General features: G+C 60.8%; 22 protein-coding genes. 7 read left to right on the top strand and 15 right to left on the bottom strand.

Annotated elements, in window-relative coordinates; all coding sequences use genetic code 11:
* Position 1 precedes the first annotated feature (1 nt).
* Positions 2 to 886 carry a glucose-1-phosphate thymidylyltransferase RfbA gene (gene rfbA, locus MTX23_RS23095; RefSeq protein ID WP_280972489.1) on the bottom strand — a complete coding sequence of 295 codons (885 nt, stop codon included), beginning with the start codon at positions 884 to 886 and terminating at the stop codon, positions 2 to 4.
* 406 nt (positions 887 to 1,292) lie between these two features.
* Here rfbA and MTX23_RS23090 point away from each other — a divergent pair, with 406 nt between their 5' ends.
* The 4 genes from MTX23_RS23090 to MTX23_RS23075 all read left to right on the top strand — a co-directional run bounded on the left by MTX23_RS23090 (position 1,293) and on the right by MTX23_RS23075 (position 4,031).
* Positions 1,293 to 1,445, top strand: a complete 153-nt coding sequence (locus tag MTX23_RS23090) for a hypothetical protein (RefSeq protein WP_280972488.1) — start codon at positions 1,293 to 1,295, stop codon at positions 1,443 to 1,445.
* Between the two features lie 591 nt (positions 1,446 to 2,036).
* Positions 2,037 to 2,321: a hypothetical protein gene (locus tag MTX23_RS23085; RefSeq protein ID WP_280972487.1), complete on the top strand. Its 285-nt coding sequence runs from the start codon at positions 2,037 to 2,039 to the stop codon at positions 2,319 to 2,321.
* Positions 2,322 to 2,379: 58 nt separating this feature from the next.
* Complete coding sequence (locus MTX23_RS23080; RefSeq protein ID WP_280972486.1) at positions 2,380 to 2,793, top strand: hypothetical protein; 414 nt, start codon at positions 2,380 to 2,382, stop codon at positions 2,791 to 2,793.
* Positions 2,794 to 3,020: 227 nt separating this feature from the next.
* Positions 3,021 to 4,031: an NAD-dependent epimerase gene (locus MTX23_RS23075; RefSeq protein ID WP_280972485.1), complete on the top strand. Its 1,011-nt coding sequence runs from the start codon at positions 3,021 to 3,023 to the stop codon at positions 4,029 to 4,031.
* Between the two features lie 281 nt (positions 4,032 to 4,312).
* Here the strand turns inward: MTX23_RS23075 and MTX23_RS23070 are convergent, their stop codons facing one another.
* On the bottom strand, positions 4,313 to 4,603 hold the full coding sequence (locus MTX23_RS23070; protein ID WP_280972484.1) for a hypothetical protein: 291 nt from the start codon (positions 4,601 to 4,603) through the stop codon (positions 4,313 to 4,315).
* A 568-nt stretch (positions 4,604 to 5,171) separates the two neighbouring features.
* Between MTX23_RS23070 and MTX23_RS23065 the strand changes: the two genes are divergently transcribed.
* On the top strand, positions 5,172 to 6,611 hold the full coding sequence (locus MTX23_RS23065) for an undecaprenyl-phosphate glucose phosphotransferase (RefSeq protein ID WP_280972483.1): 1,440 nt from the start codon (positions 5,172 to 5,174) through the stop codon (positions 6,609 to 6,611).
* A gap of 90 nt (positions 6,612 to 6,701) precedes the next feature.
* On the opposite strand, the gene MTX23_RS23060 is transcribed toward MTX23_RS23065, so the two are convergent.
* From MTX23_RS23060 to MTX23_RS23040, 5 genes are all read right to left on the bottom strand, one after another.
* The gene (locus MTX23_RS23060) at positions 6,702 to 7,442 is read right to left on the bottom strand and encodes a metallophosphoesterase (protein ID WP_280978153.1); all 741 of its coding nucleotides are present in this window, start codon (positions 7,440 to 7,442) and stop codon (positions 6,702 to 6,704) included.
* 1,023 nt (positions 7,443 to 8,465) lie between these two features.
* Positions 8,466 to 8,798: a hypothetical protein gene (locus tag MTX23_RS23055; protein ID WP_280972482.1), complete on the bottom strand. Its 333-nt coding sequence runs from the start codon at positions 8,796 to 8,798 to the stop codon at positions 8,466 to 8,468.
* A gap of 176 nt (positions 8,799 to 8,974) precedes the next feature.
* Positions 8,975 to 9,637, bottom strand: coding sequence for a hypothetical protein (locus MTX23_RS23050; protein ID WP_280972481.1), 663 nt, complete (start codon positions 9,635 to 9,637; stop codon positions 8,975 to 8,977).
* Between the two features lie 72 nt (positions 9,638 to 9,709).
* Positions 9,710 to 10,963 (bottom strand): hypothetical protein, encoded by a 1,254-nt coding sequence (locus MTX23_RS23045; protein ID WP_280972480.1) that lies wholly within the window; start codon positions 10,961 to 10,963, stop codon positions 9,710 to 9,712.
* Between the two features lie 261 nt (positions 10,964 to 11,224).
* Positions 11,225 to 11,851 carry a hypothetical protein gene (locus tag MTX23_RS23040; protein ID WP_280972479.1) on the bottom strand — a complete coding sequence of 209 codons (627 nt, stop codon included), beginning with the start codon at positions 11,849 to 11,851 and terminating at the stop codon, positions 11,225 to 11,227.
* Here MTX23_RS23040 and MTX23_RS23035 point away from each other — a divergent pair.
* Positions 11,833 to 12,282: a hypothetical protein gene (locus MTX23_RS23035; RefSeq protein ID WP_280972478.1), complete on the top strand. Its 450-nt coding sequence runs from the start codon at positions 11,833 to 11,835 to the stop codon at positions 12,280 to 12,282. The two genes, MTX23_RS23040 and MTX23_RS23035, sit on opposite strands and share 19 nt — an antisense overlap.
* Before the next feature lie 93 nt (positions 12,283 to 12,375).
* On the top strand, positions 12,376 to 13,542 hold the full coding sequence (locus MTX23_RS23030; protein WP_280972477.1) for a polysaccharide biosynthesis/export family protein: 1,167 nt from the start codon (positions 12,376 to 12,378) through the stop codon (positions 13,540 to 13,542).
* Between the two features lie 463 nt (positions 13,543 to 14,005).
* Here MTX23_RS23030 and MTX23_RS23025 read toward each other — a convergent pair whose 3' ends face one another.
* The 8 genes from MTX23_RS23025 to MTX23_RS22990 form a co-directional block, all read right to left on the bottom strand.
* Positions 14,006 to 16,420, bottom strand: a complete 2,415-nt coding sequence (locus MTX23_RS23025; RefSeq protein ID WP_280972476.1) for a polysaccharide biosynthesis tyrosine autokinase — start codon at positions 16,418 to 16,420, stop codon at positions 14,006 to 14,008.
* 641 nt (positions 16,421 to 17,061) lie between these two features.
* Complete coding sequence (locus MTX23_RS23020) at positions 17,062 to 18,045, bottom strand: NAD(P)-dependent oxidoreductase (protein WP_280972475.1); 984 nt, start codon at positions 18,043 to 18,045, stop codon at positions 17,062 to 17,064.
* Between the two features lie 137 nt (positions 18,046 to 18,182).
* A complete protein-coding gene (locus MTX23_RS23015) occupies positions 18,183 to 18,644 on the bottom strand; it encodes a hypothetical protein (RefSeq protein ID WP_280972474.1) in 462 nt (153 codons plus the stop codon).
* Positions 18,641 to 19,105, bottom strand: coding sequence for a VOC family protein (locus tag MTX23_RS23010; RefSeq protein ID WP_280972473.1), 465 nt, complete (start codon positions 19,103 to 19,105; stop codon positions 18,641 to 18,643). The genes MTX23_RS23015 and MTX23_RS23010 overlap by 4 nt, the downstream gene beginning before the upstream one ends.
* 6 nt (positions 19,106 to 19,111) lie before the next feature.
* On the bottom strand, positions 19,112 to 19,351 hold the full coding sequence (locus MTX23_RS23005) for an acyl carrier protein (RefSeq protein WP_280972472.1): 240 nt from the start codon (positions 19,349 to 19,351) through the stop codon (positions 19,112 to 19,114).
* Positions 19,352 to 19,430: 79 nt separating this feature from the next.
* Positions 19,431 to 20,546 carry a hypothetical protein gene (locus MTX23_RS23000; protein WP_280972471.1) on the bottom strand — a complete coding sequence of 372 codons (1,116 nt, stop codon included), beginning with the start codon at positions 20,544 to 20,546 and terminating at the stop codon, positions 19,431 to 19,433.
* Positions 20,547 to 20,548: 2 nt separating this feature from the next.
* Positions 20,549 to 21,988 carry an MBOAT family O-acyltransferase gene (locus MTX23_RS22995; RefSeq protein ID WP_280972470.1) on the bottom strand — a complete coding sequence of 480 codons (1,440 nt, stop codon included), beginning with the start codon at positions 21,986 to 21,988 and terminating at the stop codon, positions 20,549 to 20,551.
* 59 nt (positions 21,989 to 22,047) lie between these two features.
* Positions 22,048 to 23,739 carry an HAD-IIIC family phosphatase gene (locus tag MTX23_RS22990; protein ID WP_280990743.1) on the bottom strand — a complete coding sequence of 564 codons (1,692 nt, stop codon included), beginning with the start codon at positions 23,737 to 23,739 and terminating at the stop codon, positions 22,048 to 22,050.
* Positions 23,740 to 24,067: the final 328 nt, after the last annotated feature.

The raw sequence follows: 24,067 nt of genomic DNA, 5'->3' as shown, positions 1-24,067 counted from the left end.
GCTAACGCTTCGATCTTGCGAAGCTGTGATAGACCGAGAGCAGATATTCGCCGTAACTGCTCCTGGCCGATCTCTGCGCGAGGCTGTGGAACTGGTCGAGCGTGATGTATCCCATCCGCAGCGCGATCTCTTCGATGCACGCGATCCGCAAGCCCTGCCGCTGTTCGAGAATCTGCACGAAATGGCTGGCCTCGACCAGCGACGAATGCGTGCCGGTATCGAGCCAGGCGAAGCCGCGGTGAAGCATCTCGACCGCAAGTTCGCCGCGCTCCATGTAGACGCGATTGACGTCGGTGATCTCGAGCTCACCCCGCGCCGACGGCTTCATCGAGGCCGCGATGTCGAGGACCGCATTGTCGTAGAAATAGAGTCCGGTCACCGCGATATCCGATTTCGGTTGTGCGGGCTTTTCCTCGATCGAGACCGGCCGTCCGAGGGCATCGAGCTCAACGACGCCATAGCTCTGCGGTGAGCCGACCGTATAGCCGAAGATTGTGGCGCCCTTTGGCCTGCCGCCGGCCCGCTTCAATTTGTCGGCCAACCCATGACCGTAGAAGATATTATCTCCCAGGATCAGCGCGACGTTGTCGCTGCCGATGAAATCGCGTCCGACCAGGAAGGCATCGGCCAGACCGCGTGGATGCTGTTGAATCGCGTAGGAGAATTTGAGTCCAATCTCGCCGCCTTCGCCGAGCAGCCGCCGAAACAGGTGCTGATCATCCGGCGTCGTGATGATCAGGATATCCTTGATGCCTGCGAGCATCAGCGTCGACAAGGGATAGTAGATCATCGGCTTGTCGAAGACCGGCAATAGCTGCTTGGAGACCACCGTCGTCACCGGGTAAAGCCGTGTCCCGGTCCCACCCGCCAGAATTATCCCCTTCATCGCACCTCTGCCCCGCCAGATCCAAGGGTTGCCCCAGCCAAGCTCTAGCACAGATTTTATCCGCGGTACGGGGCAGTTGGGCAAATTTGCCGCGTCGGTGCAGGGACTTGCGGGAGCTTCTACCCGCCCGACAGGCGTGCCGCCTCGACTGCCATCGCGTCCTGCGAAAGGTTCTTCGCCAAGCTGATCTCACTCGCAAAATGTCGCGAAGCGAAAAATAGTGCTGCGCGATCGATCGGCTCGCGACGGACGCGATGTGCAGTTCGTTTGTTCGATCAGTCGAGCGCGCGATTGTGAATGCGCATCGCTCGCATGTGCACGCTGCCAGCGATCTCACGACGCTGCGTCATGAGATTATCGAATTTGCCGAGTACGTCTGTCCGGCGACTTCGGGGCGAGCTTATACATGCTTTATCGATTCAAATTTCCTCTGCTGACGCAGTTGAAAGAAAGAAGTCTTTCCGGCGTCTTTGTCGGATTGGTTCTGCTTGCGATGACGGGATGGATCTATCTGCTGAGCACGATGTTCCTGAAATTTGCGCTGTGGTTTTTTTCTTGATGCGAAGGAACTTCGCGCGCGTGTTCGATCAGTTCTGCATCGTTGGGCTGCACAAAAAAATCAGCGGATGAACAATCTTTCGGCGCGCTGAACCATGATGTGGTCACAACTTCGGACTGTAGATACGCAGCGGATGAATTGGGAAGACGGACATGCTCGGTGGTCTGATCTTGTTGACGACGTTCTTCGCAGGCTTCTTCGCCGGATACGGGATGCGCGCCTGGCGATCGCACAAGCGACGCATGCTGCCACACACGCCGGATAGATCGAGACAACCCTGCACAACATTCGGTCATGCTCGGCGGGCATTCTAGCCATGTTGATGGTCGCGCCGCCGCAGGTTCGCGTTTGGTGTGACGGCGATCGCGAGCAAGCGTGGCTTAGACACCAGCGACGGCGCGTGTCATTGCGGTCGCGTGGTTCTTGCAGCGAGATCAAGGCCGATCGGTTGATCTGGTCGGGGAGCAGGCGCGTTGCGCCGGCTGGTCGTCCTGCGGGTGTCCGTGATCGGCGTTGCTGCGTACATCGGGATCGGTTCGAGAGCGGCTCGCGGCTGGATCTGCTGCTCGATCGCAAACGAGCTCACATGGAATGACTGATCTCGGGAACAATGCGCCACGGCGCTACTTCATCGACGGCAACGGCCGGCGCGTTCTGATCGGCCTCACCTTCGAGGAAACCTTCGAGTTCGAACGGCTTGATCACCAGTCGAACTTGCACGATGCCGGGCATGTGGTTTGGGACGCGGGGAGCCGCGCGGCCAGCGGGCCGGCGCGGCGTTGGCTCGAGCTGTACCGCAAGCACGATCGTGCATGGTTGCAATGGATTGAGAATACGCGTACGGAGCGCAGAAAGGATTTACCTTTTCTTAACTAAGGCGAGGCGATTTTGGGTATGATCGTCTCCTGATTGCGCCTGAATCGGACAAACGCGGATGTTTCAGCTGTTCTTGCGCTCTCGAGCGCAAAACTACATCAAGGGCCGCCTGGGCGACGACGGCTTCAGGGCGCGCTCGCCAGAACGCGATGCCGAGACGGACCGGGCCCGGATCGATTCAATCATGGCAGCGATCGACGCCGCACTGCATGCGGCCGAAAGCGAACAATCCGGCCTGAGCCGCCGGGTCGACGACGTGCTGGCACGTGCCGCCGTGACGTTCGGCAACGGTACCGACGAATATCTCGAGCGCGAAGAACTCGACAACCATCACCAGGACCTGTTCGCTGCCGAGATCGCCAACGGGCAGCGCCGGCTGAAGGAACTCTCCGCCGAGATCGCTCATTTCAAGTTCATGAAAGCCGCGGTGCTGAGCCGCTTTCCCAACTACAAGGTGTCTGTCGCCGGCTAGTCCTGCCACTACAAGACGGCGCATTTTCCGCGGTGACGCGACAGTCCGGCTCCCGGGCGTCGCCCTTGATGCTTGATCCTCCACGCAATATCGGTAGGAATAACGCCGTTTGGGCAAACCCGGATCGAATCCGGCGAAGATCGTGTTCTTGAGGCGCGTGGCCCGTTTGACCTGAAGCGATTTCATCGGGCGCGACGCCCTCCGGCAGTATTGGTGGGAAGCGGATTGTGGCCAGTTTGCTAGTGACAGGTTGTGCGGGCTTTATCGGCTTTCATCTCGCGCAGCGCCTGCTGGACGAGGGCAGGGCGGTTGTCGGCATCGACAATCTCAACGACTATTACGATCCGGCGCTCAAGCTGGCGCGGCTCGACCACCTGAGGGCGCGTCCCAACTTCACCTTCCAGAAGCTCGACCTGGCCGATCGGGCGGGAATACAGGCGTTGTTTGCGCAATATCGCTTTCCGGCTGCGGTGCACCTCGCCGCGCAGGCCGGCGTGCGGTACTCACTGCAAAATCCCCATGCTTACGCCGATTCCAATCTGGAAGGCTTCGTCAACGTGCTGGAGGGGTGCCGCCGGAACGACTGCCGGCATCTCGTGTTCGCATCGTCATCGTCGGTCTATGGCGCCAACACCAAGCTGCCGTTCTCGGTGCACGATAATGTCGACCATCCGGTGAGCCTTTATGCGGCGACCAAGAAGGCCAACGAGTTGCTGGCCCATTCCTACAGCCATCTTTACGGCCTTCCGGCGACCGGCCTTCGTCTCTTCACGGTCTATGGACCGTGGTACCGGCCCGACATGGCGCTCTATCTGTTCGCCAAGGCGATCACCACCGGTGAGCCGATCAACCTGTTCAATCACGGCAAGATGCGGCGCGACTTCACCCATATCGATGATGTCGTCGAGGCGATCGCCCGGATCGTCGATCGCGTGCCGCAAGGCGATCCGAACTGGTCCGGCGCAACGCCGAATCCGGGCACGAGCAAGGCGCCGTGGCGCATCTACAATGTCGGTAACAGCAAGCCGGAAGACCTGATGCACGTGGTCGCGCTGCTCGAGAAGGGGTTCGGTCGTGTTGCGCAAAAGAACCTGCTGCCGATGCAGCCGGGCGATGTGCTCGAGACCTTTGCCGACGTCGATGACCTCATGCGCGACGTCGGCTTCCGGCCGCGGGTAGCGATCGAGCAGGGGATCGAGACGTTCGTCGCCTGGTATCGCGACTATTATCGCGTTTGAAGCTCGACGCTCGGGAACCCTGGTCTGCTCCCGCGCGCCGCGTAACCGGGGCCACTGCGACCATCGACCATGAGGAACCGAGAGACGGCGAGGGCTACCGTAAGCAAGTCTGATTCCAGCATTGGAACCGGTTCCGGCTGGAACTCTCTCCCACCAGCTCTGGACCAAGATGCATTGGCAACGCAAGTTTGCATTGGCAACGCGAGTTCCCGACCGTCGACATCAGGCGGCCACCGCCTTTGTGCCAGGATTGCGTCAGCTTTCGCCGCGTTTCGGTGGGGTCAGATTCGGCGCTCGGCGGAACTCCGCACCGGCAGCGGTTCCTTTCGGTCGATGACCATCGTGGGGCCGACCATGTGCCTGAACAGGGCGCTGATCAAATATCCGAACTGCAGGCAGCCGGCGAACAGGGCGGCGATGGTTAGTGCCTGACCGAAGGTCAGCTCCCGTGCAAACGACAGCATGATGACGAGGAGCGCGCCCAGCAACAGCATGGGCACGAGGACGAAAAACCTGAATCGGACACCCAGTGCCACGCCGTACAAAGTACAGCAGATCGCCAATGTGGTCACACTCGTTACTCCTCGACGCCACAGTCCCTAACGGCGGCGAGCTAAGATTGGTTTAAGCGCCACAGTCGAATTGTCGTGACATCAAGTTGGTGTGCGGAACGTACTGCATGCCTGGAGAGACGAATCAACGAACCTGTTTCGTACGCGCTCGTTGCGAGCAGCGGTGCGTTGCACAAGGAAGTCTCAATCGCATGATGGCAAGTCGTGCAACCAGTCGCCCTTCATTGCGCAATACTCATGACGCATGAGTTCCCTGCGCGCTGAACGATCGCGCATCACGAATTGATTGCTCATGCATCATGCTGTGATCGAAGTACGCGTCACATTTTTGCAATGCGAAGAGCGAAATTGATTTTCCTAGTGCGGCGCCACAATATCGCTTCGTTTACTAAACAACTTCCGCTGGCTTCGCGCGAACCCGAACTTCCCAGGCAAGCTTTTGGCGCTAGATCGTTTCTTTGGCGCTAGATCGTTTCGCGGTGGTCGAGTCTTTCCCACCGATATTTGTTGGCTTTGTCCATTTTCTTTCACGCGGCGCGCGACCGTTGAAGTGATGATGAGGTTCGAGATGTCTGCAACAGCATACGGCTCCGATGGAATCCACATACTGACGTCGAACCGCGGGACCTCGCTGCAGAGACCGTTTCAGCTTTTCGTCATCGCCGGCGACTTCCTTCTCATCCTGCTCAGCTACATGGCTGCGAGCACGCTCTATCGTGCGTTCATGAATTCGCCGACCGACCCGGACAATTCGGTCGGCGCCGGACTGATTGTCGGCATCGTGTTCGTCGTAGCCGCTTATTTTCAGGGCGCCTATGACAACCACAGATTGCTGAATACGCTCTGGCAATCGCGCAAGGTCCTGTTCACCTGGCTGTTCGCGCTGACGACACTGGCCGTCGCGGCGTTCCTTTTGAAGTCGACGGCCAACCTGTCTCGCGGCACGATCATCCTGTTCACGGTGATCGGAGCGCTTGGGCTTGTCACGCACCGTGTGATCTGGCGCTACTGCCTGTCGTCGTCCTTTGCCAAGGAGCGGCTGATCGACCGCAAGGTCATCATGCTCAGCCTGCGCTCGCTGGATTTCACGTCGAACCGCTTCAAGGATCTTCGCAAGCACGGTTTCGACGTCGTGCGCCATTTCGTGCTCAGCGTGGGTCCGGAGCAGGACGACCGGGCCTGGAGCCAGCAGATCGCCGACGTGATCCGTCAGTCGCGTGCGGCTGACGTCGACGAATATCTCGTGGCGATCGACTGGAACGAGCTGCCGATGCTGCAGAAGCTGAGCCAGCATCTTCGGGTGGTTCCGCAGCCGATCCGCCTGCTGCCCGATTTTCCGATCGCCGATCTGGTGTCGCGGCCGTTCCTGCCGGTCAGCGGGACCGTGGCGATCGAGATCCAGCGGCCGCCGCTGTCCGTGTTCGAGCGGGTCCAGAAGCGCTGCCTCGACATCGGACTGGCGTCCTTTGCCCTGCTGATGCTGGCGCCGCTGATCCTGACGGCGGCGCTGCTCGTCAAGCTCGATACACCCGGTCCGATCATCTTCCGGCAGTCGCGCCGCGGCTTCAACGGCAAGCCGTTCCAGATCTGGAAATTCCGCAGCATGACCGTGGCCGAGAACGGCTCCACCGTCACGCAGGCCACCAAGCAGGACAAGCGGGTGACGCGGGTCGGACGCTTCCTGCGCAAGACCAGCATCGACGAGTTGCCGCAGCTCTGGAACGTGCTGCGCGGCGAGATGTCCCTGGTCGGTCCGCGTCCGCACGCGCTGGCCCACGACAATTACTACGACCAGCTGATCAGCAAATACGTCTACCGGCACCACATGAAGCCCGGCCTGACCGGATGGGCCCAGGTCAACGGCTTCCGCGGCGAAACCCCGACCATCGATCTGATGGAAAAGCGCGTCGAGTATGACGTCTGGTATGTGAGCAATTGGAGCATCTGGCTCGACATCCGGATCATCATCCGGACGGCGACCGCGCTGATGTACCAGGAGGCCTATTGAGACCAGTCGCCATGCTGCTGCTGCGGCGAGGACTGCGATGTTTACGCGTCGGCGATTATCGTCAGTCGAGGGCGCTCCCGCGAGCGGGCCTTAGACGGCGAGCATGCTGGTGCCCTGAATCGTCAGCAAAGTGAGATTGCCGGTCGCAAACGCGCCAGTGTCGATATTGGCACGGTTGTCCAGCAGCTCAGGCATTTGCACGGGCGTGTGGCCGTGCACGATGTACTTGCCGAAGTTCTGCTTGCTTTGCAGAAATTCCTCGCGGATCCAGAGCAGGTCTGTCTCCTGCTGCTCGGCAAGCGGCACTCCTGGGCGGACGCCGGCGTGGACGAAGAAGAAGTCGCCGCAGCTGAACGTCAGGCGCAATTTGTCGAGAAACTCCAGATGTTGGCGCGGCATCGCGCGCGCCAAATCTCGTACCAGAGCGTGCCGCTCCTCTTCTCCTGGGGCGGAGGAGGGCGCCAACCCGTAGGACATCAGCGTGTATAGCCCGCCGACATGGAGCCACTCGGTCAGAAGCGACGGATTGCGCAGGACATTGCCGAGAAACACTTCGTGGTTTCCTTTCAGGAAGACCGTGTTGCCCCGCCGGCTGCGGTTGACCAGGATATCGAGGGTGGCTCGTGAGTCCGGGCCACGGTCGACGTAATCACCCATATACACTTCGATGGCATAGCGCGGACGGCTCCGCGCGACGTCGGCGTCGATCACCCGCAGCATCTGCTTCAACAAATGAGCGCAACCGTGAATATCGGTCATCGCGTAGATGCGTACCCCATCCGGAAGTCTCGGCTTGTGCTTCGACGGATGAGATCGGCGTGGTGACAACATCTGACGGCGGGGACGCTCGCGAAAGGGTCGGAACATGTTAGCTCCGATGTGTTCCAACCGCGAGCGCGGTCTCGCAAGTCAAGCTTCGCAAGCGCTTGTTGGGGGGCCAAAGCACAGGCAGAAGCGGTCCAGACGAGACCTCGTGGGATTGGACATGCTCAGACCTTCTGGTGCGGTGCGAAGTCAAACTCGCACACACGTGCTCGCAGGCGCTTGCGAGCTGGCACAAGGCGCCGTTGAAAGGGGCAAAGAGCAAGCCTGGCTTGGCATGATTCCGATCGTCACCATGTTGCGTTATGCCCGACAAGCGCCTGGGTTCCGCATGGGATCATAAACTGCATAGTCTCACTATGGATTCTGTGCAAGCGCGCTCACGGTTCGCTCCATATATGTGGCTGCGCCAGTTGTCGCCTCCTTGCAGGACAGAAACGAGTTGACGAGTGGAGCTCGTAACGTGCCGCTCGGACGTTATACGGCTGTTCGAAATTGGGCGAGTTTGCGACGTGGCTGTTCTCCTGAACTGATTATTCGCGCGGTGCTGCCCTGCACAAAGATTTGAGGGATGAACGATCGTGCGATGCGGGAATTATGATGACGTCATAGCCCAGAAATGAAAATATTCGCCATCTGCACAGGACATAAAACATGCTTCCAGCTTTGATCTTGGTAGCGTCTTTCCTGCTCGGATTCGTCCTCGGCTACGCGACGCGTGCACAGCGCTCGCGCAAGCGCCGTGCGCACCACATGATGTATGGGCGCTACATGTCCTCGCAAAGCGGTTCGAGCTTTCCGGAATCATGGCCCGCATGGTCCGACAGCCGACCGCTGGGCCAACGTTCGGACGAATTGGAGCGCGGGATATCGCGTCAGGCCTGGGAGTGGTCTCAATCGCGCCCGTAGGCCATTGCTACTCGTCGTCTCAATCATGCAGCAATCGGTTGCGCCTGGACGCCAATGCGAAGTACCGCGACGACGGCGATGGCGCCGCTCTCATCGACCGATTCACACGCCGGTGGATCCGTCTCAGTATTGAAACACCAGATCGGGATTGCGCGGATTCACGTAGCGGACGTAAGTGCGGTTACGTCCATAGTAATAATGTGGCTCGTCGCTCTTGGTGCGCGGATCGAACGTGTAGGGATAGGCCTGCTCGAGCGAGCGGTGCCGAACATAAACCGGAGCGGGGCAGCCGCATCGCGGGCCGCAATAAGGGCTCGGCCCACGGTCAATCTGCAGGACGGACACTGCGGAGCGCGCTTTCCGCGGATGGACAGCATAGTCGGCGGCGCACGCCGGCGCGGCCGAAATGATCACTGTCGAGGCGAGTACAACAAGACCGACATAGCATCGTGACATCGCTTCCGCTCCCCTGATCGCGATCAGACCTTAAGTGCTCGCGCCGGGACGAGCAACCGGAACGATACTTGCCGACGGAAAATTGGATGAAGTGTGGCCAAGATGGGTCAATGAGCCGTCTGCGTCTTGCGTTGTCTGTCAGCTTTCCGAATTCGCGATTGTGTCGTGCCCGACCTTTAGCCACGTAGGGTCTGCGCGAATGGCGGATCGATCGACTGAACGGCCTCTTGCAGGAAGGCCTTGCCGCGATCCGACGCCCGTCGAAAGGCCGATACGATCGCGGGCTTTAGCTCCGGCCGGTGGGTCATGATCAGCCGAATGTCGCTCCGCGCAAGGTCCTTGATGTCCGGATCAGCAAGCATATCGAAACGGCCTGCGACGTCGAGCCGCACCGGCACCAACCGCGTATCGTTTGGAGCGGTGAAATAGGTCATCTTCAGTGCCTCGAACACGACGGGGTCGTGCGAATCGCGTTGCGCCTGAAGCAGTGCCAGCGCGAGCCAGAGCTCGGGATTGTAAGGCGAGATCGACAGTGTCCGCCTGACCCGTCCGATGGCGTCGGCGTACTGGGCGGATTGTACGGTCGTCTGCTTTTTCCGGCTGGCCTCGATAGCCTGCAGCGCGCTGATCAAGGCGTGGTTGCTTTCCGGCTCCGATCCGAATGGTAAGAGCATTGCCGAAAGGGAAGGCACGTCTCCGGCCCAGGGCGAGCTGATCTTGGCGGCATCGGACGGAAATGGCACGCGCTCGAGCGCCGTCATCTCCGTGACGGCGGAGACGACGACATGGAATCCGATGGCCAGCGCCAGCGCCATCAGAGGGATACGAATCCTGCTCAATGAAGCCATTTCCGATGCAGAGGTCAGACGTGAGCGTAGAGCCATCCTACTATGGTGCGAGCAGGTGGTCGCCTAGCGTTTGAGGCCGCTTGTCCGGCCGGCAGATTGTGCAAGTCCCAATCCGATCATGACGGCTACGACGATCCTGACCGCGGGGCTCGAGAAGCTTGAGTCAAGGAAGCCCTCGAAGAATACAACTAGAACGCCGGCAGCCGCGGCCGACGCGAAGAAGGAATCGCGTCCTCGCCGAACGGCGCCGCGAAACATGGCGAAAAACAGTTGGGCGGCGAAGCCCGCGAGGATCACGAGCGCAGGCCGTCCGGACTCGATCGCGACCAGGACCGCGGTGGAAGGAGCGACCGCCGGCGCCGCGGCGTCAATGTTCTGATAGGTCCGCGACGCCACGGAGAACGTTCCGACGCCGTTTCCCAACCACGGTGCATCGGAGAGCATGTGACCTGCCAATGCCACTGTTTCGGGAGCGAACCTGACCAATCCAAGCAGGCTCGAACCGCCGGACTGAAAGCGCGGCACGGCGAGCGAGCCGACGATCGCCACGAGAATCGCAAACAAGACCGCGGATGGCCACGAGCGAAAGCCGAGGCGGCGGACCGCAGCAATGAAGACGATCGCGGTCAATCCCAGGCCGGCGACCGCCAGCAGCGCTCCTCGCGCGAGGGTCGCCATCGCGGCGATCGCCACGACAATTCCGAACGAACCGGAAAGGAGCCCGAGCCAGAGCCGGACCGAGGCCAGATCGCGGATGTCCCGCCGGTGCAGGTGCCGTTCCAACGCCCGGGCAACGAGTGCGGTGTCGGCGACCGTGGCCAGCGCGGCTGCTGCGGGAAACGGGCTCGTTGGGGCGTCTGCGGCCGGAGTCATGGCGGCAAAAAAATCAAGCCGGCCGAACAGGACTTCGAGCGACATGAAAGTCGTCACTGCACACAACACGAACAGGATCGTTTCGGCCCTGTGGCGATCCCTGCTGATGATGATAGTCGACAACGCCAGCGACACGTAGACCAGATAAGCAAACAGGCCTTGCAGTGTCGCGCCGGGATCAAGGCTGATGCGGACCGGCAGCGATGGCGCGTTCAGCGCGATCGAAGTTGCCGACCAGATTGGGTTTGCCAACGACGAGAACGGCAATGGCAGGATTTGGACCACTATCCAGATAACTGGGATCAGGATTGCGGCCGAAAATCGCTTGAGCAATTGCGCGGTCGATGTGAGTTCGGCGTCGGCTCCCCTGACCGCCAAGGCCAGCATGACGGCGGCGACAAGTGCGATCGCTTGCTGCGCGAAAACGCCGTTTGCGATGACCAAGGTCGGAACCGCGGCTAGCAGTATGGTCAGGAGGGAAGAGGCAACCGACAAATGCGAGACTTCGAAGCTGGGCTGGAATGGGGCGGGAATGATTTCACCGCGACAAGGGCGGCCAGTCCCAACTATCGCATATGCGAATGCGCGACGCCAACACGCGGCCAATCGTTGCCTGTCGAGATTGCAATTTACGCTCGGCGTTTGCCGGCAGGATGCTCGAAGCGCTTCTTCACACAGGGAACCCACGAGGTTCCCGCCATCGACCTACCGGGCATGGCAATTTTGCGACAGGTAGCTGAGAGCCGTCGGCAGTCCACTGATCGGCACGGCACCACGGATCGCGTTCGGCTTGGCCGCGATTTCGACGGAGAGCTCAGTGGCGTTTTGCCAATCACTGGCCGCAAGCTTCGACGCATCCGCGGGCAGCCGTAACGCTGCACCGCCCTGGACCACGGACGCTTCGAACTCCGCGCGCTTTCCTCCCGTCGTCAAGACCACGGTCGGCCGCTCCGAGCGCGACAAGGGCTCGAGGACGATGAGCGCAACGTCGATCCCCTCGCGTCCGCATTGCAGGCTCAAGCCCGCAAGACGCGCATCCGATCTGGCACTATCGACCACATGCATCGCCGAAATGGCGTCGGTGCCGCCGTCGGGGTCTCTGCTTCTCACCAATCGCCAGCCGCCATCGAGCTGTGTCGATTGGCTGCCGGCCTCAACCTGCTTGAAGGCTTCCTCGTCGCACCGCTGTCGCTGCTCGGGACTGGCACCGGACGCGCAGTTCATCATGCCCGGACGTGGCGTCTCGGCCCGGCTGGAACCATGAGCGACAACCAGTAGAGCAGCGCACAGCAGTATTGGACGTATCATGGGCGATGATGACGGAACCTTCATTTGAGCCGGTGCTGGACGTCTTGCCCAACAACGTCGCACTAGTATCAAAAGATGATCGGTTGCATCGCTCAATTTTGTTGCAGGCAACCGGCAATGCCGTTGTGGCCGATTTTGGTCCGCAGGCGCGGATCTCGATCCGCCGGAGTTTGATTTCAAGCCGTCGACGCGACAGTAACCGTGGCGATTTGGTGTCAGACGGATTCCGTTACCGCGTCAATCGGAACACCAGAGGGATCAGTATCACGGTGGAACCGCGGCATGGAACTGCTGAAGGGAGCAGTCGATTTGCAATCACATTGCCTGACACTTGCGTGCCGACACAACGAATATTGGGCAGTGCTCCTGTATTAGACAGTGTCGCTGCCCATTTAAAATCGCGCTTACCTGTAACTGCGCTGCAACATCATCTCCTTATTCTCACCATCTCCTAGGGCTTCGTTGACGCGGCTTGGGGAATTTGACGAAGTGTAGCCTGGAGTGAGGGGGGACGCGTTGTGAGGCGTAGCGTTTTAGTATGGGGAGTCTTGCTCGGCATTCTGCTTTCTTCCGCGGGATGCGCGATCATGCCATCGTCCGGGCCGGAAGATCACGTCATCAAGAGCGAGATTACGCGGTCGGGGCCGGATTACGTCTTGGTCAAGCTCACACCGACCGTTGTCGACATCCTGAAGGAATATGGCCCTGGAGCCATCGCGGGGTCGTTTCCCGATCGTCGGCCACCGCCAGGCATCAGATTTGGCATCGGAGACACGGTGGCCGTGTCGATCTTCGAAGCCGCCGCCGGAGGCTTGTTTATCCCGGCAGAGGCCGGTGTGCGGCCAGGTAATTTTGTGGCCTTGCCAAACCAGAACGTTGATTTGAACGGGAACATTACAGTTCCCTACGCAGGTCAAGTGAAGGCCAACGGCCGTACCCCGACCGACATCCAGCGCGATATCGTGAAGGCAATCGGAAACCGCGCCATTGAACCGCAAGTCGTGGTGTCCTTGATCACGCAAAACACTTCTCTCATCAGCGTGCTGGGTGAAGTGAGAACGCCGGCCCGTTTGACCGCGAATGCGGCCGGCGAGCGGGTGCTTGACCTGATCGCGCGCGCCGGCGGCCTGACAGGGCCGGGCTGGGAGAGTTGGGTGACGCTGGAGCGCGGCGGCAAGCGCGCCACGGTTCCGTTCGGAGCCTTGGTGTATCAGCCGGCTAACAATGTCTGGGTCCATCCCGGCGACACGATCTATGTTTACCGCGAACCGCAAGTCTTCCTCGCCTTTGGTGCGTTCACGATCGGCGGAAACTTCGGCGGGCAGGCCCAGTTCCCGTTCGATATGTGGAAGATCACCATGGCGCAGGCGATGGCCAAGGCTGGCGGCCTGATTGATGCGCAGGCCGAACCCGCGGGCGTCTATGTCTATCGGCGCGAGCCGCGCGAATTGGTGGAACGGCTGGGCGTCGACTGCTCCAGGTTCACCGGTCCGCTGGTGCCCGTGGTGTACAACGCCGACTTCCGCGATCCGTCTGGCTTCTTCCTCGCCAGCAAGTTTGAAATGCGGGACAAGGACGTGTTGTTTGCCGCGAACGCCGCCACCGTCGACACGACCAAGTTCCTGACGTTCGTCCAGGCGGTGGTCGGCACTGCCAACAGCACGATCGTCGCCGCGAACAACGCGCAGATCCTGAGGATCAACTCGCGTCAGTGACACTTGACCAGAGAGGCTGGGCCGGCGTCGCCGGCCCAGCACCTGGGCCTAAATCCAAGGGATCGCTGCGACGGGTTGAGAGGCCATCAGGCCTTCGGCATGTCATGCTGATCTAGCTGAGGACGGGCCGTCTCATTGGCTGACCGGATGAGGCGGGCACTCCTTCGACGGCTCAGGCGCTAATCGATGTATCCGTACCTCTCGTAGCGCTGATTGCGGTATAGCCGACGCGGTCGCCACCGCCATGTTTATCGTGTTGAGCTGTCGAGGGCCGCGCGAAGCACGCGCGCGCAGACGACCGGGATCTCGCCGAGCACGTGAGCATGGCTGCCCCCGCGCCGCCGATTGAGGGCACGCGCGGCGGCGAAAGATGGGATCAGTTCTCGGCGCGGGGCGCAGCCGAACCACTGGGCGCCGCTCTCACCGACTGCCCGGATGATCGCGTCCGTCCCTTTACCAAGCGTTAGTCGACGTAGCCGTACCGCTTGTAGTACCGATTGCGGTAGTAGCCGGCGCTGTAGATGTCGTAGCGGCTCATCACCGCCATGTTCACTTTGTTGAGGACTGCACCAAGCATGCGTTCGCGGACGACAGGGGCTTCGCTCAGCACGCGGTCGAGAATGTCGACCTTGGCCTTGGCCCATTCGACGACCAGAATGTACGAATCCGCCAGCGCCCCGGTGGCGCGAACGTCGATCACTGGTGCGAGCGGGCTGAGGTCGAGGATGATGCGATCGTAGTGCTCCCGAAGATGCTGGAACAGTCGTTCCATTTGCTGCGAGGCCAGCACGTCGCTGGAATTGGAGAAGCGTGAGGTCACAACGCACGGCATGAAATGAAGATTGGTCTGGGGATCGATCCAGACCGCATCCGTCCAATCGACCCTGCCCAGGACAACGTCGATCAAGCCGGCCTGCGCGGAGGACGCCAGCCTCGCGGTGAGGCTTGGATTGCGGATATCACCGTCGATCAGGAGCGTCCGGGAGCCGCTCTGTGCAACGGTCTGGGCCAGCGCCTCGCTGACCGTGGATTTGCCTTCATTGGGAAGCCCGGAGGTGATGCCCACCACCTTGTTGGACGATCCGTAGCTGCTGAGATCGCATGCAAGCTTGATCGAACGGAAGCCCTCCGCAAAGCGCGAGAAGGGCGAGTTGATCACGTATCTGCCGACGCTCTGGTCGGCCGCCAATAGACGATCGCCATGTGGCTGCGGGTGTCTTGACCTGAGTTCGGGTTTTCCCAGCGGCAGACCCGAAGCTGCCGCTGCAACCGGCTTTGGTGCCGCTGGCTGCGGTTTCTTCGTTCGCCTGTTGAACAGCCGTCCTGCTCTGGACAGCAGAGGATGCGAGGCCAGGCGCGCGTTCTGCTCGCTGCCGATCGTCGGGATCGAGGCAAGGCAGCTGGTGTGGAGGTACTGCTCGACCTGAGACACCGTTCTGAACACCCGATCCATCATGTCGAGCAGCACGGCGACGCCCCCTGCGAGGATTGCGCCGCCGATCAGCGTCGCCAGCAGAATGAGGGTCGTCTTGGGCGATGTCTTGTTGGGAGCATTGGACGCCTGCGTGATCACGCGCGCTTCAGTGATCGGAAACGATTGCTGCTGAACCGAGACCATGTAGAGCTGCAGGAAGTTGTCCGACAGCGCGCGGGCGCTCTGTGCATTGCTCTCCAGATCGCGCAAGGCGATCTGTGCCTGATTGGTGCCATTGGACAACGCGATTGTATCGTTCAGGCTCTTTTGACTGGATTCCTCACGCGCTTTCGCAATCGCGAGGTCGCTCTTGTAGACCTCGGCCGTGCGCCGCAGCTCATCGGTGATCGAATGCCTGATTTCGCGCATCTGGTTGCGCAGGTTGACGACCGCAAGGTGGGTCGGTCCGTATCGATTGGACCAGTCGGCCTCACGCGCCGCGTAATCGAGATAGGTCTGCCGCAGTTTGGTGATCACCGGATTGTTCATGGTGTCGGTCACGGTCGCCAGATCATTCAGGATGACCTTGGAGTCGCCGTCGTCCGAATTCAGAATTGCCGTGATCCGCTCGAGCTTGGCCTGCGCTTCGGCGCGCTGCGCGCGAGCCTGCGTCAGAGAACTGTTGATCTCCGCCAGCTGCTGCTCGGTCAGCAGCCGCCCGCCGGCATCGACGATGTTGTTCTTCGCCTTGAAGTCGACGACGGCGCGTTCTGCGGTGGATGCCTCCGTCCGCAGTTCCTTCAGCCGATCCTGTAGCCAGACCGCCGCGCGCCGTGACGCCTGATATTTCGACTCCAGCGAATCGTTGATGTAGCCTTCGGCCACCGCATTCGCGATACGTGCGGCCTCGTCGGGCGAGCGCGACTGGTAGGAAATCTCGATGACATAGCTCAGGCCGACGCGCTTGATCGAGAGGTTGCCGAGCACCTTGCCGATCGCGATACGCATCAATGCGGCTTCGGACGGGCGCTGTTCCGGAAACATCCAGGAAAACAGGTTCGAGACGCTGGAGAGCAGCCCTGCTTCCTCGCCGGTGAACTCAGGCGAATCGAGCAGGTGCAGCTGCTTGATGACGTTTGTCGCAATGGTCTCGGACTTCAGCACTTCGACCTGGCTGTCGACCATGGCTGAGTCGATCGAACTGTCGGCGGTAGTTGCCTGCTGGGTCTGCAGGCCCTGCATCTTGCGGCTGTCGATCAGGAGCACGGCGGTGCCGGTATATCGCTTCGGTGCGGTCACCAAATAGACGCCGGCCAGACCGATGCACAGGCACATCACGAAAATCATCACAGGGTACTGGCGGCCGATCAGCGCGACCGCGGCAGAAATCGTCTGCTCCAGCGAAGCCGACTCTTGCGTGGGAGATTCGATCTCGCGAGGGGGTGTGATTCGAGTTTGGAGCATCCGGCTCGTCTACCTGACTTGAGTTCCTGGATTGTGCCGCGCCGAAGTGAGCAAAAATTGGCCCACGCTGAACGCATCAGCCCCCCGAACGTGCCAAACAAATGTGTCAGCAAGAGTGCGGTGCATCATACATTTCCGGAACTTGCCTCGGATTGGAGGACGCCATCGCTGGTCAACTGTGGTTCCCGTTCAAACCCAGCAATTCCCGTGCCGGTTGCCGGTGCGCAGCCGGTCACGTGCAGCGACAAATCGAATATAGAGCGACAGGCGGGCAAGTGTGTAAGAATGCAACCAGAAGGAACGTGCCCAAAGCTGCGATTGGAGGCCTATTTCTGTGGCGGTGGCGCGCGCGAAACCCGGGTTCCATCGGGTGGAAATGTGGCACAGTTGCACTGCACAGTAGGCGGGGGTGGAACGCACCGGTTAAGGCGTCGGCGGCCGAGCGGGGATCAGCGACGCGATGTCTACAGCTGGAGCGACGAAGTGCCACGGGCTCGATGCCGACCGAGATGAAGCGGCCGCGACAGCTCAAGGAGGGGAACGCCAAGCCGAGGCGGACCGTCACCATCTGTCGTTGGATTAGGCCACACTCGAGAACATTCCTCCCCGTCAGGGGACCAGCTCGAGGCCGAGCGCGGTGATCAATCGAAATCGCCGAGGCCGGAGTCGTGCTTCCATTCGTGAAGCGAGCTCGTTACGTCGTAGTCGAACTTGAACCCGCTGGCGACCAACCGCTTCGGCAGGATGTTCGTTGAGAACCACAACTTCCGGATGCGTTCGCGATTGATCCCGGTCTTGATGCCGACCTTGTGCAGCACCTCGAACGGAAGGACGGCGAGGTTCATGAACCATATCGGAATCGTCAGCGTTGGCTTCTTGTAGCCGGCGGCCTGCGTGAACGCTGCGCAGATGTCGCTGATCGTGTAGCGGTGCTCGTAGCAGAAATTGTAGACCGACACGCCATCGTTGCGCGCCGCCATGAAGAGCATCGACGACACCAGGTCCTTCACATAGCCGCACGACTTGATGGTATCGGTTCGGCCGGGATAGACGAAAGCCCGTCTTTGCAGCAGCCGCGACAGCCGCGTGAAATTTCCTCCCTCATAGAGGCCGTAGATGACGGCGGGGCGAACGATCGTGAGTCGTCTTGCCGCGTCCTCTGACTGCCAAAGGCGATGGATGGCTTCGGCCGATAGCTTTGAACGTCCGTAGGCGCTGACCGGCGCGGGCTGCGACTCTTCGTCAAGCGGGGCCTCGCTCGGACCGTAAATGGATATCGAGCTTGTGAAGGTGATATTCCGGCTGCCGGTTTCCTTAGCAAACCGGCACACATTTACCGCTCCGAGGACATTGGTGTAGTAGTATTCGCCGTCCGGGTGGCCCGGTGTCGTGTGGATCGCCGCCAGATTGAAGATGTCGGCAGGCGCGCCGCGTGCAAGCTTCGTGTCGACCGGTTCACGGACATCGTGATGGACATATTCGACGCCGGTAACCAGGGTCCGCGGCTTGCCGATGTCGACGGCAACGACCCGCTGGTATTGTCCGGATGCGACCAGCCGGTTCATCAGATGCGTTCCGATGAAGCCGGCACCGCCGAATACGATTGCCTGTGCGGTGTTCGACATGCCTCAAGGCCCGGTTCGAGTGAGGGTGCTGAATTCGGCGCGGTGGATCTCCGTCGGGATGTCATGAGTGACCACATGCGTCGGCGGGCAAGCAGCGTGCGACCCGACAAGGGCTGCGGTTGGTGTTGACTGCGCCATCAATAGAGCTCGCGGTACTCGTAACGGAATGCGGTCGAACCTGCCGAGATCCCGAGGATCCTTTGCAGCTTCTGGTAGCCGCTCAGTGCAACCTTGATGCAGTCCGAACTGCCGGCATAGCAGACCTGAACGTTGATGGACTGGCCGCAAGCGTTGTTCAAGGTCACGATCTGATCGATGATCTTCGGATTGATGACCTGCGGATGCGTCGACGGATGGACCGATATGCAGGCTGTCCCGTCCGGCGCCTTATGGGGCGGCGCATATGTACCCTTCATCGGCGGGAACGGGTTCGCGGGCATCGGCGACACGCCGGTTCCTCCGTACATTGGCGCCGACGATCGTCCGAAGCCGACGACCTGAGCCTGTGCCGGCACTGCGACAAGCAGGGCAGCGAGCGTCAGGCTGCACGAACTGCGGCTGACATGACTGAAGCGGCGTACCCAGTAAGCGGTCTTCATGCAATCGTCGCCTGAGGTTCAATGTCGGTTTCGAGAAGCTCAATGAGGCCGAAACCGGAAACATGGTGAAACGAGACCTTCTGGCCGCCGAACAATATCGCCGGCGCGGGCGTGCCGACCGGCACGATCTCGACCCCGGACTCCGCCAGCGCATCGAGCGCGCGTTCGGCATTGGGGCAGGCGTAGCACAAATGGTAGATCATGGTGCCGGTCCGCTTGATCAGCTTGTCGATGGGGGAGGGGCCGTTGCCCGGCCAGATCACCTCGACATCCGGCATCACCGGGTGATGCCGCATGGCGAGGTTGACCCGCTGTATCGGATCGTAAGCGGAGTTTCCCGGGACATAGCCGAGTGACGCCAGGTAACGAAACGCCTCCTCCGGGGCGGCGACCGCAAGCCCGAGGTGATGGAAAGCCAGTACGTCCGATGCTGACGCGATGTGGTTCGCCGAGTGGTTCACGCGCCGTTACGCTTTCTTCTCGATCAGGTCGGCGAACTCGCCGACATTCTTGAGGCCGCCGATCTCGGAAGCCGAGAACTTCACGCCGAACGCCTTCGATACGGCCAGCACAAGGCGGATATGAGACAGGCTGTCCCAGCCATCGACGTCGTCGGCAGTGGTTTGCGGCGTCAGCGCAAGGTCGTCCTCGTCAAACACGTCCTGAAAAACCGCGGTGAGCTTGCTGTAGACTTCGGCCTTCTCCATTTGCGTCTTCCTTTGTCGACTGAGTTGTGGTGGTGCGCGGCGCGCGGATTGCGTGCCGGTCAGTTGTCCTGGACGGTTGTCAGCCCTCCGAAGAGCGCACGGTGGTGACCCGCGGCGCGTTGTCGGGCTTCTGTTGGCAGAGGAACGAATCCAGCGTCTTCGCCAACCTGATCGACCAGACATCGGCCAGATGCCGCTTGGCGTGCACCTCGTCCGAATAGTCGAGGTCGTTGTCGAGATCGTCCATGCTCAGCGAGGCGAAGTTCGGCTGATCGCCGAATTCCTGAAGCAGGCCCTTCAGCGCCAACCGGTAGCTCGGTTCATACGGGCTTGCATCGCGATGCCAGGCGGGGATCGGCAGGTCGACGAGCACGACCTTCTCTCCTGAATCCAGCAGCGCCTGGATGGTCTTTTTCAGGACGTCGACCTGGCCTGGAGCAATGTCGTTGGGGCGCCCCATGGTCTCCGTCCAGTATTGCAACGCCTTTTGCTTGTCCGCCTCCGTCATCACGACGCTTTCGCGCTCGTCGTCGGTGCGTTGGGCGCTGGTGCGGCCGGTCATCACGAGATTGACGCCGGCCCGGGCCTCGCGCGCGGCCTTCTCGAGCAGCAGGAACGGCCGGATCGCCATGACACCCGCGTCCAGCCATTGCGGTGGCAACACCGCAACCGGACCGTCGGGCGTGCGACGATAGAAGCCGTAGCGGTACCGTTCGATATCGATATCGCTCTCGCCGCGATGGCGGTCGCCATCGGCAAATTTCACATCCGAATCGATGAACATGCCGAACCAGATGCCGATGACGAAGGTATTTTGCCGGCGCTCCTGATCGGTCTGCACATCGTGGACAAGATCGATCACCTGCCTGACCTCGGTGATGTTGGCGCCCCCCATCGCGAGGTTGCTGACCTTGGCGCAGGCGAGTTTCGACTGCACGAGCTTCTGCCGGAATCCGACTCCGGTATTCGATGCTCCCACCAGAATAATCTTCCGATCCGGGTTGGCCAGCACGCTGCGGCCAAGGAAGACATATTTGGGAACTGTCATGTAGAGCGTTTCTCCCGCGGCCTGGAAATCCCGCGGACCGGCGCTCGATGGATCCGGAAAGACGAGGAACGACGCGCCGGCGAGCAGCACATATAGAAAGGCGAACGACAACAAGGTGAACGCCGACTGTCGAAGGATGTATTTCAATTTCAGAACGCCTTGTAGACGAAGTCCGGAGCCTTGTGCAGCAGGGTCGCGACGGCGACGATCGCCATCATCTTGCCTGCCAGGTGCAGATTTCTGGTGATCTCGCCGCTCTGGATCGCCGACAGAGTAACGGGGATGCGAAGACGAGCCTGGACGACATCCAGGATGAGCGCAGCGATCCCGAACGCCGCCGCCACCACGACGAAGGTTGCGACCACACCGGCGAAGCCGAGCCGCGCCAGCAGAGCGGTGAACTGAGGCAGCTCGGGGACCCAGAGGCAGGTCAGTGCCAGCACGAAATAGGCGGCCGTGAGGCCACGCGCGACATAGATGTAGGCGGTGGATTCGCTCAGCGCGCGATAGCGCTTCTTGCCGAGGCGTTCGGTGCACGCCACCTGCCAGAGCTTGTTGATGCTAGCGCCGGCGCCCATCAGGAGGCCGTAGATGACGAAGACCGCGGTCGTGCCGTGCCAGACGCCCATCACGCCGAACGTGATGAAGAACGCGAGAACGCCCAGATAGGACGTCAGCGCCGGTGACGGCAGCCAGGTCATCAGGAACATCAGGAGGGGATTGAAGAGATAGAACTTGAACCATTGCGACAGCGTCATGTGCCAGCGCTGCCAGAACTCGAGGAAGCTGCGCGCCGAGAACGGCCTGTCGAAGTTTTCCGGCAACGTTTGCCCGAGCAGGGTTCCGATGCCGATCACGATGTCCATGTATCCGGAGAAATTGAAATACAGATAGACCGTGTACAGCGAAGCGACCGTTGCATAGATGGCGCATAGCTTCAGGAACGAAAGGCCGCCTGGTTGCAGCAGGTGCGGACTGACAAACGTGAAGGCGTAGTCAGCGGTCGCGGCAATGATGACAAATTTCACGTAGCCGGTCGCGATTCGGGAAAACGCCGCATAAGCCATCGATGCATCGACCTGAACCGCTGCCTTCCCGTCCATCGCGCTGAAATCCTGATAGCGCTGGATCGGGCCGGAGACGAAGCACAGGAAGTTGCAGGTGAAGCGAAAGAACGCCAGCGGACCAATTCGCTCGGTGAGATCTCCGGATCGCACATCCACCATGATGTGCAGGATGCGGAACAGGACGTACGAAAGCCCGACCGTCAGATACGGGAACGGAAGCTGGCCCAACCCTTCAAAGAAGGAGAACCGCTTCAGGAACACGTAGCAGCAAAGGATCGCAACGACGCCCGCCGTCAACACCAGAGGCAACTGGCGCAGATAAAGCGCGGATACACAGACATAGCCGAGTGCCAGGAAGGCGAGCAGCGGCAACACCTGCGTGACGTCGCTCAAGTAGCTTGCGATGAAGATCGCATTCGCGGCCCCGAGCACGAACCGTCGGTAACCGACCGATTCACTGATGTGAAAGGCGACAACGACCGCGGCAAGAAAGGCAAAAAACAGGGGCGATGTCAGACTCATGTCCGTGGGCTCGAGGCTCTCAGAAGTTATCGTTCAAGTCTGTCGGAGATCTGATCCGATCAAGCCGGCTCAAACTGCTTCTCGTCGCGCTGAACCGTCATCGGCAAAGCTTCCAGTTCAACGTCGGTCCGGAGTGCCCAGCGGCTGCTTCCGTCAGCGCCATCGTCAAGGCGCGCGAAGCCGAGCTTGCCGTAGTGGTCGCGAACCATCTCGTTCCTGTCAGTCGGAAGATAGACGCCCTCGAGGGTCGTGATGCCGGCGGCGCGCGCCCGCAAGACGATCTCGGCCAGCACAGCCTGCTCGACGCATCGTCCGAGCACCCGGCAGCTCATCAGCCAGCTGTCGATCGTCCAGGTGTTGCGGCCGGTGGCGCGACAGATGATCACGCAGATGATCCCGTTGTCGCCGAACTTGTCGATCAGCCGCGCGTGCAGCGTCATGACGCCGTCGTCGGCCTCCAACTGCTCGACCTGGGATTCGGTGTAGCGGCGCGTCGTCAGGTTGAACTGGTTGCTCTTGTTGATGAGTTGGGTGACGCGGGCTCGCGTTGTCCGGTCGAAGGGGCCGAACACGATACGCATTTCCAGTGACCGCAGGTAGGACTTGAGATCGGTCGCCTGGCCCTGGAGGCTGAGCCGGCGTGCATTGGCCTGATACATTTCGGCGCGCGCGCGGTCTTCCTCGGAGAAATTGATCGCCTCGAAGTAGCCGGCCGCGGCCAGCGTGCGGGCGTAGCTTGCAGGGTCGGCATCGAGCTCGGGCACCGCCACCTCCGGAAGCTCCTGCCGGATCAGGCCGCGTTCGACCGGATTGTCATCGAGGAAGACGAGGGAATCGAGGCCGAGCGCAAGCTCCTTTGCGATGGCGCGGATGTTGGTCGCCTTGTCGTTCCAGTTGGCCTGGAACACCGCGATGTGCTCTTCCTTCAACAGCATGTCCGGGTGTTCCTTGAACGGCCGCCGCGCGACGCTGTCGGTGTTCTTTGAGCTCACCGCGAGCACGATGCCGCGCGCCCGCAATGTCAGCGCGAGCTGCTGGACGGAAAGATGCGCCTCGCCGGTGGCGTCGCCCTGCGCGATCTGGATGCCTTCCATGCCGTCGTCGCCGATCACGCCGCCCCAGACAGTGTTATCGAGATCGAGCACGAGCACGCGGCGGCTCTTGCCGCGCAGCGCGCCGATGATGCGCACGACATGCTCGGCGTAAAGCGGCACCAGGGCATCCGCGAACGGCAGTTTTGCGAGATTCCACTGGGCCGGAGAGTGCCAGTCGGCAAGGCCAACCGTCTCGGCGATGCCGGCGACGTCGAGCAGCATGTCGGTCGACTGCAGCGCCGCGTGCGAGATCTTCTGATTGACGCGATCGACCAGATTGCGGGCCGTGCCGGCCAGAGAGCGGTCGAAGGATCCGAACAATCCTTCGGGCGGCGCGGCGAGCGTTTGCAAGATGCACAGCGCGCCGCTGTTGCGCGATATGCCGGCACGGATCGAATCGAGAAGTCCGATTGCCGCGTCAACGGTCTCGGTGGCTAGTTGCTCGTTGCCCGGGCAGGGATGCAGCGACAATCCCCGATGATCGAGCGCAACAAGGACTGCGTCGGGCTGCGCCTTGTTGAGAAGGGACTCTGGCTGCAGCGCGTCTTGCAGATATTGATCATAGGCGCCGGTGACGCATTCGAGCGCAAAACCATGGCGGGCCGCCGTTGCAACCAAAACGGGAACGATCAGGTCGAGCGTTCCGTTTCCGATCAAGCCGAGGCGAAAGGGGACGAGCGGTGCGAGAGACTCGCCGCCGAGTTGCAACGATCGAATCGTCCGTCCGAGTCTCGACAGTTGCCGCTCATCGAGTGCGTAGGTCGCGAGTGCTCTGATTTTCTTTCCGAGGGCGCTGTCGGAACCGCTTGCCAGTTCCCTGCAGCGGATCGAGAAATCGGACGGAGGTTTTGGAAGCCAGGCGAGTTCTCGATACAGCTCTGCGGACACGGCCGTTCCCTCTATTTTGGCAACACGCTTATTGCCCGACTTGCTTGCGTTCCCCTCACTGTTGTTAGCCACAATCTTTATCCATAATTCGACAGTT

Source organism: Bradyrhizobium sp. ISRA436 (assembly GCF_029910015.1).
In the GTDB taxonomy this organism is placed as follows: Bacteria; Pseudomonadota; Alphaproteobacteria; order Rhizobiales; family Xanthobacteraceae; genus Bradyrhizobium.
Note: the sequence above shows the minus strand (reverse complement) of the source record. Positions and strands in the feature narration are given on the sequence as shown.